The sequence below is a fragment of the Nocardia exalbida NBRC 100660 genome, from assembly GCF_000308575.1.
GTDB lineage: Bacteria > Actinomycetota > Actinomycetes > Mycobacteriales > Mycobacteriaceae > Nocardia > Nocardia exalbida.
Genome location: NZ_BAFZ01000085.1, coordinates 24,003 through 34,335, shown reverse-complemented (window position 1 = coordinate 34,335; position 10,333 = coordinate 24,003). Strand labels below are relative to the sequence as shown.

Below are 10,333 nucleotides of genomic sequence, written 5' to 3'. Positions count from 1 at the left end.
GCGGCATCCACGGCGCCGAACCCGCTTGCGTCTGCGGCGCGCTCGGGCTGCCCACCACCCGGTAGGCGCCCTGCGGCCCGATGTCGATGATCGTGCTCCAGCCCACCCGCAGTACCCGCGGCACACCGTCCACCAGTACTTGCATCCGGTCGTCGCGAGCGCTGGCGACCTGATCGATGAGTTCGAGTTCACGGTGGGTGTCGAGCACGCCGGAGTACGGGCGGATCGAGTCCACGTGCACGTCGCCGATCGACTCGGCGGCGGTGATGAGGGTGTCGGGGAGCGCTCCGGAGGGCACCTCGACGACCAGATCGTCGACGGCGTAGCCGGCACCGCGCTCGACCACATCCAGCGAGAGGATGTCGGCGCCGACGGAGCCGAGTGCGAGAGCGAGAGAGCCGAGGCTTCCCGGTCGATCCGGAAGTTGCACGCGGAGCAGATACGACACGTGCGTTTCCTTTCTTAGAGCGGCCGAGGCTCTGAACGAATACCCGGGTCACGCAATACTTACACCCCTTACGGCCGGTTATCGAGTCGAAGACCCTCCAGTGACGCACGCCACTCGGCGAATTCGCGCCAAAGCGGCGTGTCGGGCTAGTCCGATCGGACGTGTCGCGGGCGGGAGGGGGTTGCCGGGCGCCGTCCGCGCCGCCGCGCCGACGAAGCGCGGGTGCCGGATGGTGACCTGGTCGCCGGTGGCTAGGCTGTGTGGGTTGAGCACAGTCGATAGTTGATACCGAAGCCGAAAGGGGTCCCGCGGTGCCCGCCATCTCCCGCGACGAGGTCGCACACCTCGCCCGGCTGTCCCGGCTCGCGCTGTCCGATGCCGAACTGGATCAGTTCGCCGGACAGCTGGATTCGATCCTGAGCCACGTGCGGACCATCTCCGAGGTTACCGCCGCCGACGTCCCGGCCACGGCGTCGCCGAATCCGGCGACCAACGTGACCCGGCCCGACGAGGTGGTGCCCGGCCTGACCCCGCGCGAGGCGCTGTCCGGCGCGCCCGCGGTGGAAGAGCAGCGGTTCATGGTGCCGCAGATCCTGGGAGAGGGCGAATGAACGCAGCATCGCATGGCCGGGAGACGGGTGGGTCCGATCTGACCACGCTGTCCGCGGCCGAGCTGGCCGGCAAGATCCACGGTCGCGAGCTGTCGTCGGTGGAGGTCACCCGAGCGCACCTGGACCGGATCGCCGAGGTCGACGGCGAGTACCACGCCTTCCTGCACGTCGCGGGGGAGCAGGCGCTCGAGGCCGCGGCCGCGGTGGACGCCGCGATCGGTTCGGGTGCCGCGCCCGCCTCGCCGCTGGCCGGAGTTCCCTTGGCGCTCAAGGACGTGTTCACCACCACGGACATGCCGACCACCTGTGCGTCGAAGATCCTCGAGGGCTGGGTATCGCCCTACGACGCGACGGTCACCAGGCGGCTGCGCGAGGCGGGCATCCCGATCCTCGGCAAGACCAATATGGACGAGTTCGCCATGGGCTCCTCCACCGAGAACTCCGCCTACGGCCCGACCCGCAACCCGTGGGACACCACCCGCATCCCGGGCGGTTCGGGCGGCGGCTCCGCGGCGGCGCTGGCCTCGAACCAGGCGCCGCTGGCCATCGGCACCGACACCGGCGGGTCGATCCGCCAGCCCGCGGCCGTCACCGCCACCGTCGGGACCAAGCCGACCTACGGCACGGTGTCGCGATTCGGCCTGGTCGCGTGCGCGTCGTCGCTGGACCAGGGCGGCCCGTGCGGCCGGACGGTGCTGGACACCGCGCTGCTGCACGAGGTGATCGCCGGATACGACCCGCGTGACTCCACCTCGCGCGACGTGCCGGTGCCGCCGGTGGTGGCCGCCGCCCGCGCCGGAGCGCAGGGCGATCTGCGCGGCGTCAAGGTCGGTGTGGTGAAAGAACTGCACTCCGACAGCTACCAGCCCGGCGTGCTCGCCTCCTTCGACGCCGCCGTCGCGGTGCTGAAGGATCTGGGCGCCGAGGTGGTCGAGGTGTCCTGCCCGCACTTCGAGTACGCGCTGTCGTCCTACTACCTGGTGATGCCGTCGGAGGTGTCGTCCAACCTCGCGCGGTTCGACGCCATGCGCTACGGCCTGCGCGTCGCCGACGACGGGCAGCACAGCGCCGAGCAGGTCATGGCGGCCACGCGCGCGGCCGGGTTCGGCCCGGAGGTCAAGCGGCGCATCATGATCGGCACCTACGCGCTGTCGGCGGGCTACTACGACGCCTACTACGGCCAGGCGCTCAAGGTGCGCACCCTCATCGCCCGCGACTTCGACCAGGCCTACGAGCAGGTCGACGTGCTGGTCTCGCCGACCAGCCCGTTCACCCCGTGGAAGCTGGGCGAGAAGGTCGACGATCCGCTGGCCATGTACCTGTCGGACCTGTGCACCCTGCCGACCAACCTGGCGGGCCATCCCGCGATGTCGGTCCCCTCCGGTCTGAGCAAGGACGACGGCATGCCCGTCGGCCTCCAGATCATGGCGCCCGCCCTCGCCGACGACCGCCTCTACCGGGTGGGCGCGGCCTACGAGGCCGCCCGCGGCCCGATCGCCTGACGTTCTCAGCGGGAGCCGCTCGATCTCCGCACGGGTTGTGCGGAAACCGAGCGGCTCCGCGGGATCGCTATGCGGGCCAGGTGAATTCGGGGTCTTCGACGTAATCGCGGCGGCGTTGATCCAATGCGAGCGCGACCATGTGGTGTGCGCCAGGCCCGATGATCTTGCGTAGCGGGGGGTTCGGCATATCCACCAATGCGATCAGGCCTGCCGCGGCGACTTCGGGCGGAGCTTCGGTCCACTCGGATCCATCTTCCGGTGCGGATTCCGCTGTGGGAGATACCGTTTCGTTCGCCTCCGACGGGTCCGCGCTGCCCTGGGTGGGGCCCGGATAGTCCGGCATGCCGAGGACGGCGGTGCGCAGCTGCGCGTAGGCGGGGATCGCGGAGGCGAACCGCATGCTCGACTGGGCCCACTCGGTGTCGAAGCCGCCCAGCTGTGCGAGCGTGACCCGGATGCCGAAAGGCCGCAGTTCGTCGGCGAGCGCGGCGCTGAATCCCTCCAGGGCCCACTTGCTCGCGTTGTAGAGGCCGAACAGGGGCAGGCTGCCCACGGCGCCGACGGTGGAGATCTGCACGATGTGCCCCGAGCCCTGCGCCCGCAGGTGCGGCACGGCGGCTTGGGAAACCCAGAGGGCTCCGAAGAAATTGGTCTCCATCTGCTCGCGGATCTGCGCTTCGGTCAGTTCCTCGACGGCGCCGACCAGGCCGTAACCCGCGTTGTTCACGATCACATCGATCGTGCCCAGCGCCGCGAACGCTTCGCCAACGGTGGCGAGGACGCTCTCGCGGTCGCGAACGTCCAGGGGCAGCACGGTCAGGCGGTCGTCGGCGAGCCCCGCCAGGGAGTCCGTGTTCCGCGCGGTCGCGACGACGCGATCGCCCTGCGCGAGCGCGGCCGTGGTGAATGCGCGGCCGAGTCCCCGGCTTGCGCCGGTGATGAACCAGGTTCTGGTCACGGGAGATCCTTTCGTCACGAGACGCTCCGTCTCGTTGGATACCGTGCCAAGGGTGGCCCGGTTTGTCAAGACGAGACGTTTCGTCTCGTTATATGCTACTGTCACGGCATGCCCGACACACCCACTGCCGCGCGCCGCAGCGAGCGCGCCCGCGCGGCGATACTCGCCGCGACAGCCGAGCTGATCCGCGAGGTGTCCTACGCGAAGTTGAGCATCGAGGCGATCGCGGCCCGCGCGGGGGTCGGCAAGCAGACGATCTACCGCTGGTGGCCGTCGAGGGGCGCTGTCGTATTCGATGCCATGCTCGAATCCGACTCGGGCTCAGCGGGTCTCGCGCTACCGGACACCGGCGATATCGCCGCGGACCTGCGCCCGCTGCTGCGCGGCTCGGTCGTCGCGCTGACCGATCCCGGGTTCGAATCCTTCCTCCGCGCGATGTACATCGAGATCCAGCAGGATGCCGAATTGGCCGCCGCCTATCGCGAGCGCCTGCTGCTGCCCCAGCGCGCCGCTGTGGCCGACCGGTTGGCCGCCGCCGTCGCCGCCGGGGACCTGCGCGCGGGCCTGGATTTCGAGCTTGCCGTCGATCTGCTGTTCGGTCCGACGCAGATGCGGTGGTCGCTGGGGCTCGGCGGGCTCACCGAGGCCTACGCCGACGCCGCGCTCGATGCGGCGCTGGCCTATCTGCGCGGGTGAAGCCGCTCGTGAGTTCGCTTCGACGCCTTCCGGTCGATCGCGCTCAGGAGGCCCGCAGCGATTCGGCCTGCTTCTGGACGCCGTCGGTCATGCCCTCGAAGCCGCGCCGCAGGTTCTTGCCGAGCAGCGCGACGACCACGGGATGCAGCCATCCGCCGAGTTCGAAGTGCGACTCGTAGCGGGTGCGACCGTCCTGCAGTGGCGTCACCGTGTGCGAGCGCAGGCTGTGCAGTGCGCCGGGAGGCACCGGTTTCATCGAGTAGCTGAGCTCCCGGCCCGGCGTGTGCGACCGAATCCATTCCCGCTGCTTGCGCGGGCTCGACCCGGAGACCCGGACGAGCATGTCGATCGGCTCGCCGGGCACCAGCGAACTGCGGCACTCGGTGACGAAGGGATTCCACTCGCCGTAGCGGGGGAAGTCGGTGATCACCTGCCAGACCAGCTCGGCGGGGGCGTCGATGTCGGCGGCGAGGTCGATGACGAAGGCCATGCGGAAATTAGAACATGTTCTATGACGGTCCGGCGCGGGCGCCGCGCCGAACGGCTCAGCAGGAACCCATGGCGGTGCCCTGATCGGTGCCGTAACGGTGGCCGTGGCCCGGCGGAGCGTGCAACGCGCCCAGCAGATCGGCGGTCGTCTGCGCGAAGCTGATCACCGGAAGCCACTGCGGAACCGGGGCGTCGACGCGGGCCCCGGTGAGGTCCGGCGCGCGCCACAGCTGCGCGAGCGACCAGTGGATCACCGGGTCGGAGCTGTTCGCCAGCACTGTCGCGCCGCCACGGTGGACGCGGTTGGCCGGAGGTCCGGCCCACAGCGCCGCGCAGGTCCGGCCGTCCTGCTCGGCATCGGCGGAGAAGACGGCATTGCCGCCGAGCGCCCCCAGGCTCTGCCCGTACAGATACAGCTTCGGCGGGTGTGCCAGTCCCTGGATATGGCGTTCCACGGCGGTGAACAGCGTGCGTGCGGCGGTGACGGCCGCGTCGCGGCCGAACACGAACGTCGCCCAGCTCGGTAGATAGGAGTACTGCAACCCGACCAGCGCCACGTCGCCGTCGAAGCGCTGATCGAACCCCGCCACGGCGTTCGCGTCGATCCAGCCCGAGCCGGTGGGTACCGTGACGACCAGGTGGGAGCGCGTGAAGCCGCCCGAGCGCTCCAGCTCCCGGATCGCCAGCGCGACGCGAGTGTCCAGGTCGGGCGCCGAGGCCACCCCGATGTAGACCCGCACGGCCCGGACCGGTGGATCGCTGACGAACTTCCGCCCCTCGGCGCCCAGCGACGTCCAGCTCACCGCGGACTCGGCATCATTGGACCCGGAGTACGAAACCGGGCGCACCAGAGCGGGATCCAGCTCGGCGTTGGCCCGCGCGTACACCGACTCGCGCCATCCGGCCATCGCGGGTACGCCGACGAGATACAGCAGAACCGCGACGACGGCAGCCAGCGAGACGCCCCGCGCCCAGCCCAGTTTCCGCGCTGCCCAGGCGATCGAGCGGGTGGCGAAGGCGAACAGTCCGATGATCAACGCGGCGCCGAGCGCGCACCGCACCCAGTAGCCCGTGTCGATCGGCGGGGTGTTCATCGCGGCGCGAAGCCGGTTCTGCCAGTGTCCCGCGTTCGCCGTAGCGCCCACCACCAGCGCAGCCGTCGCGATCAGCAGCGGCAGTCGTGCCCACGCCTGGCGCTCGTCGATGTCGAAGCCGCAGCGTCGCAGGGTGATCCGCAGTATCCCGGCCACGCCGAGAGTGAGTGCCGCGAGCAGCCCGGTCAGCACGGCTTGCGCGCTCGGCGTGCGAGGAAGCAGTCCGGGGGCCAGCGAGGCCAGGACACCGGTCCCGATGCCGAGCGTCGTGCCGATCCGCGGCGGCGCGACCCGGCGGACCCCGGCGGCGAACCATGCGCGGCGATCCGAAGACTTCAGGACGGACCAGGTCATGGCTGTACCGCGCCGGTGGCGTACGACAGGGCCGCCGCGGGTACGGCGCCGCGCCGCCGGTTGCGCAGCACGAGAACCGCCGTCAGTCCGGCGATCCCGGCGCCTAGCACGCCCAGTAGCTGCCAACTCGTCGTCGAATCGGCGTCCGCCGCGCCGAGCAGGGGCTCGACCACGGGCGCGCCGTAGTCCTGCCTGCGCGAGTTCAGATCGACGGCGGTGTTCGCGATCGATGCCATCGCATCGCAGCGGGCGCGGGAGAACGAGTCGACACGGGCGGCGCAGGCCTGGTGCATCTGCCGGTCCAGCGTCGCGTCCAAGGCTTGCCGCGCCCACGGGCCCAGCGGTTCGCCGCGCCGGTCGGCGTAGCGCAACAGGTCGTAGCCGAGGTCATGGGCCTTGCACGCGGTATCGAACTCCGCGGGCAGCGTCACCGGAGAAGAGCAGTCGCCGCCCGGATTGACCAGCATGCCGTCCATCGTGCTCGGCCGATAACCGAACGACGTGACGAAATCCGCCGGGATCGCGGTGAGCGCGCCGGGGCCGCCCGCGGCCAGTTCGGCGACAGCGGCGCCGGCCTGCGCGCTCTCGATCGGCGCGGCCGCCGCGGCGGCGTGCGGAGCGGGGGCGAGAAACACCGTCGCCGCCACGGTGGTCAACGCCGACGCGGTGAGCGCCGCGTAGCGTCGCGTCTGCGCGGTGACGGATGAGATTGCGGCGGAATGGATTCGGGCTCCTGCGGCCGATGCGGACCGGGTCTCGCGCCCGGCGCTGGTCGGTGTGCTCATGGCGACGACGTTAGGGAATCGCTTCCGGCGGCCGCCTCACGCCCGGGGACGTTTCCCGTGCCGTGCCGCCGGGGGAGCGGTCGTACGGTCTCCCACCGGGGTAGCGGGCCGGAAATCACCCGTGGGTATGAGGCCGCGGTGAACTGCGAGTTCCTAGTGTCGTAGGCATGAACGGAGAAAGTCGCGCCTGGACGCGACGGCTGGACGCGCGGACCTGGTTCGACCTCGGCACGGTACTGGTCGCGCTGATCTGGTACTCGGTGGCTTGGCCGACCCTGCACCTGACCCACGCCGTCCCCACCGCGGTGCAGCCGTTCATCGCCGCGCTGGCCGCGTTCCCGGTGCTGCTGGTCCGGATCAACCCGGCGCTGGGCTGGTCGATCTCGGCGGGCTCCGCGCTGGTGATCGCGCTGGCCATTCCGCATCAACCGAACAACGACCTGCCGTTCCAGGTCGTCCACGTGCTGTGCCTGCTGGTGCTGCTGCTCGCGGTGGCGGTGCGCGCCCCGGGGCAGATCGTGGCGGTGGCGTGGGCGGCGACGGCCCTGCTGTTCGCGACCACCATGCCCGGCGAAGGGGAGGCGTTGGGGAACGCCGCCTGGGGCTGGCCGATCGCGCTGGCCGCGCTGGTGCTGTTCGGCCTGCTCATCCGCTGGCTGGCGCTGTCGCGGCGGCAGTTGGTGCGCCAGGAGGAGGCCAACGAGCTCGAGCGGGCCCGCCGGGCCATCCTGGAGGAGAAGGCTCGCATCGCCCGCGATCTACACGACGTCGTGGCCCACCACATGTCCCTGGTGGTGGTACAGGCGCAGACCGCGGCGTACCGGGTGGAGGGCGTCACCCCGGCCGCCCGCGCCGAGTTCGAGTCCATCGGCGCCACGGCACGGGAAGCGCTCAACGAGATCCGCGGCATGCTCGGTGTTCTGCGCAGCGACGGCCAGCTGCCGGAACACGCGCCCCAGCCGAAGGCGGCCGACGTGACCGCCCTGTTCGAGGGCGCGCGACGCGCGGGCGTCCACATCGAGTGGACCGTCGACGGCGCGCTGGACACGATCGCGGAGACCACCGGCCTCGCCCTCTACCGCGTCGTGCAGGAATCGCTGTCCAACGCTTCCCGCCACGCCCCGGGCGCCCCGGTCCAGGTGCGCATCACCCACGGCGCGGAACTGCTGCTCGACGTCGAGAACGGGCCGGGAGCGACGCCCGCCCGGCCGGTCGGCAACGGCGGCCACGGCATCGCGGGCATGCAGGCGCGAGCCCTGGCAGTCGGCGGTGAGGTGACGGCGGGGCCGCGGGCCGACGGTGGGTTCGGAGTCCACGCGCGCTTCCCCCTCACCGCCCCGGACGCCGCCGTTGCCGCCGTCGCCGCCGCGCCCGGCGAACCCCAACGTTGAGTGCCGGGCCGCTGGGGCGGACGAGTCGTGGAGCGTACGCGCCGGTCGATGCCGGTGTGGCGTTGTCGGCAGCCGCCGCCCAGATGCCGACGGCCACCCGACAGGCTGCTGTCCCACGTGGCCACGAAGGGACAGCGCCGCCGGGCGAACGGCTCGGCGGCCGGAGGCCCAGGGCAATTAGGGTGAGCGGGTGGCAATTACGGTGTTGATCGCCGACGACCAGGCGATGGTCCGGCAGGGGTTCGGGGCGTTGCTCGCGGCGCAGCCGGATATCAGTGTGGTGGGCGACGCGGCCGACGGGAAGGCCGCGGTGGCCGAGGCGAAGCGGCTGCGCCCGGATGTCGTGCTGATGGACGTGCGCATGCCGGAGATGAACGGGCTGGACGCCGCCCGCGCCATCCTTGCCGCCGGATTCGAGCCGCCGGTGCGCGTGCTGATGCTCACCACCTTCGACATCGACGACTACGTCTACGAGGCGCTCGGTCTCGGCGCCAGCGGGTTCCTGCTCAAGGACGCGCCCGCCGAGGAGCTGGTGCGCGCGGTGCGCGTGGTCGCCGACGGTCAGGCGTTGCTCGCGCCCACGGTCACCCGCAGGCTCATCGCCGACGTCACCCGCCGCCGCGGCGCGGCCCGCGCCAAGCCGGCGCCGCAACTGTCCGCGCTGACTCCCCGCGAGCGGGAAGTGCTGGAACTGATCGCGAAAGGCATGTCGAACTCCGAGATCGCCGAAACCCTGTTCGTGGCCGAGCAGACCGTGAAGACCCATGTCTCCAAGGTCTTCTCGAAACTGAACCTGCGGGACCGGGCGCAAGCGGTGGTCCTGGCCTACGAGACCGGCCTGGTCACCCCTGGCTGAGCCGGATCACAGCGGCGGGCAGGACCCGCCGCGCAGTTCGCCCAGATGACGACCGAGCATCCGCGCCATCCGGCTCAGGATGGTGGTGGAGTCGTCGAAGCTGCCGGAGTCGGCCGTCGCCGCCATGGCCACGGCGATCATGCCGGACCGCACCGGCACCAGCCCGAACTGGCGGACGGTGTAGACGCCGGTCACGTCGTCGGGGCCCCAGCCGCCCTTGAAGGCCGTGCCCTCCAGCACGCCCAGCCCCCACGCCTGCTCGGGGGTGATCTCCGTCATCAGCTCGGTGACGTGGAACGACTCGGGCAGGCAGGGCAGCCGGGAGGCGAAGCGGGCCTGGTTGGCCAGCGTCCATTCGGTGCCGCCGAAGGAGTTGTAGTCCAGCGTGGTGCGCGGGCCCGCCACCCCGGTGGTGGCGTCGCCCGCCTCGTCGATCACGTCCTGGACCGCCTCGGCCGCTGCCAGCCCGTCGCCGAGCGATTGCCACAGCGCCTCGGCGGCGTCGTTGTCCGACCAGGTGATGGCGGCCTCCACCTCCTGCCGAATCTCTTCTCGGGAGTCGTGCCGCAGTGCCGCGATCGAGAGCGGCACCTTGATGGTCGACCACGCGATACCGCTGACCCAGTCGCCGTAGACGGTCATCCGGCCACCGCCCACGGGCATGATCGCCATGCCGACCTGCCCGCCCAGCTGCGGCTGCAACTGGGTGAAGTCGGCGGCCAGCGAGTCCGGCACCGACACCGCGAGGTTGGGCCGCCAGGCTCCCGCCGTGTCGACGACCACGGCGGGTGTCTCGGTGGCGGTCCGATCGACGGGGAACAGAGTGCACGAGGTCAACGTGAGCAGCACCACCATCGCCCCGGCGCGTAGCGCGGCACGACACGTCGAAGCGGATCCCGTCGACCTCACCACCGAGTCCTCCCCACCACCGGTGACGCGGTCACACTGTAAATCGGCGGTGCAAAATAGCTCATCGGGCTCGTCCGGCCGGTGACCGGACGAGAGACATCGCCGCCGCGCGACGGCGTCGACGGCGCGATGTCTCGACCATAGTTTTGCCGATCTTCCCGGAGAATTCGAAACCCCGTGGCCACGGCGTCACCCGGTAGGCTCCAGGATCGGTATGAAAGCGCCCGGACATGCTGTCCG

The 10,333-nt window shown here is 70.9% G+C and carries 11 protein-coding genes; 5 read left to right on the top strand and 6 right to left on the bottom strand.

Annotation, left to right across the window (positions count from 1 at the left end):
- The coding region (locus ON29_RS20555) for an ACT domain-containing protein (RefSeq protein WP_040868557.1) at nucleotides 1–448 on the bottom strand (448 nt) is incomplete at its 3' end.
- Nucleotides 449–759: 311 nt separating this feature from the next.
- Here ON29_RS20555 and gatC point away from each other — a divergent pair.
- Both gatC and gatA read left to right on the top strand, forming a co-directional pair.
- Nucleotides 760–1,059, top strand: a complete 300-nt coding sequence (gatC, locus tag ON29_RS20550; RefSeq protein WP_040868555.1) for an Asp-tRNA(Asn)/Glu-tRNA(Gln) amidotransferase subunit GatC — start codon at nucleotides 760–762, stop codon at nucleotides 1,057–1,059.
- The gene (gene gatA, locus ON29_RS20545; protein ID WP_051175421.1) at nucleotides 1,056–2,561 is read left to right on the top strand and encodes an Asp-tRNA(Asn)/Glu-tRNA(Gln) amidotransferase subunit GatA; all 1,506 of its coding nucleotides are present in this window, start codon (nucleotides 1,056–1,058) and stop codon (nucleotides 2,559–2,561) included. Before gatC ends, gatA begins: the two co-directional genes overlap by 4 nt.
- A gap of 67 nt (nucleotides 2,562–2,628) precedes the next feature.
- On the opposite strand, the gene ON29_RS20540 is transcribed toward gatA, so the two are convergent.
- Nucleotides 2,629–3,519, bottom strand: coding sequence for an SDR family NAD(P)-dependent oxidoreductase (locus ON29_RS20540; RefSeq protein ID WP_040868553.1), 891 nt, complete (start codon nucleotides 3,517–3,519; stop codon nucleotides 2,629–2,631).
- A gap of 108 nt (nucleotides 3,520–3,627) precedes the next feature.
- On the opposite strand from ON29_RS20540, the gene ON29_RS20535 reads away from it, so the two are divergent.
- Entirely contained in the window at nucleotides 3,628–4,215 is a 588-nt protein-coding gene (locus tag ON29_RS20535) for a TetR/AcrR family transcriptional regulator (RefSeq protein ID WP_040868551.1), read from the top strand.
- Between the two features lie 43 nt (nucleotides 4,216–4,258).
- Here the strand turns inward: ON29_RS20535 and ON29_RS20530 are convergent, their stop codons facing one another.
- The 3 genes from ON29_RS20530 to ON29_RS20520 are packed head-to-tail and all read right to left on the bottom strand — an operon-like array spanning nucleotide 4,259 to nucleotide 6,937.
- The gene (locus ON29_RS20530) at nucleotides 4,259–4,705 is read right to left on the bottom strand and encodes an SRPBCC domain-containing protein (protein ID WP_040868549.1); all 447 of its coding nucleotides are present in this window, start codon (nucleotides 4,703–4,705) and stop codon (nucleotides 4,259–4,261) included.
- 55 nt (nucleotides 4,706–4,760) lie between these two features.
- Nucleotides 4,761–6,152 (bottom strand): alpha/beta-hydrolase family protein, encoded by a 1,392-nt coding sequence (locus ON29_RS20525; RefSeq protein WP_051175420.1) that lies wholly within the window; start codon nucleotides 6,150–6,152, stop codon nucleotides 4,761–4,763.
- Nucleotides 6,149–6,937 carry a hypothetical protein gene (locus ON29_RS20520; protein ID WP_051175419.1) on the bottom strand — a complete coding sequence of 263 codons (789 nt, stop codon included), beginning with the start codon at nucleotides 6,935–6,937 and terminating at the stop codon, nucleotides 6,149–6,151. Before ON29_RS20520 ends, ON29_RS20525 begins: the two co-directional genes overlap by 4 nt.
- A 167-nt stretch (nucleotides 6,938–7,104) precedes the next feature.
- Here ON29_RS20520 and ON29_RS20515 point away from each other — a divergent pair, with 167 nt between their 5' ends.
- Both ON29_RS20515 and ON29_RS20510 read left to right on the top strand, forming a co-directional pair.
- A complete protein-coding gene (locus ON29_RS20515; protein WP_051175418.1) occupies nucleotides 7,105–8,328 on the top strand; it encodes a sensor histidine kinase in 1,224 nt (407 codons plus the stop codon).
- Nucleotides 8,329–8,518: 190 nt separating this feature from the next.
- On the top strand, nucleotides 8,519–9,184 hold the full coding sequence (locus ON29_RS20510) for a response regulator (RefSeq protein ID WP_040868547.1): 666 nt from the start codon (nucleotides 8,519–8,521) through the stop codon (nucleotides 9,182–9,184).
- A 6-nt stretch (nucleotides 9,185–9,190) separates the two neighbouring features.
- On the opposite strand, the gene ON29_RS20505 is transcribed toward ON29_RS20510, so the two are convergent.
- Entirely contained in the window at nucleotides 9,191–10,039 is an 849-nt protein-coding gene (locus tag ON29_RS20505; protein ID WP_051175417.1) for a serine hydrolase, read from the bottom strand.
- Nucleotides 10,040–10,333: the final 294 nt, after the last annotated feature.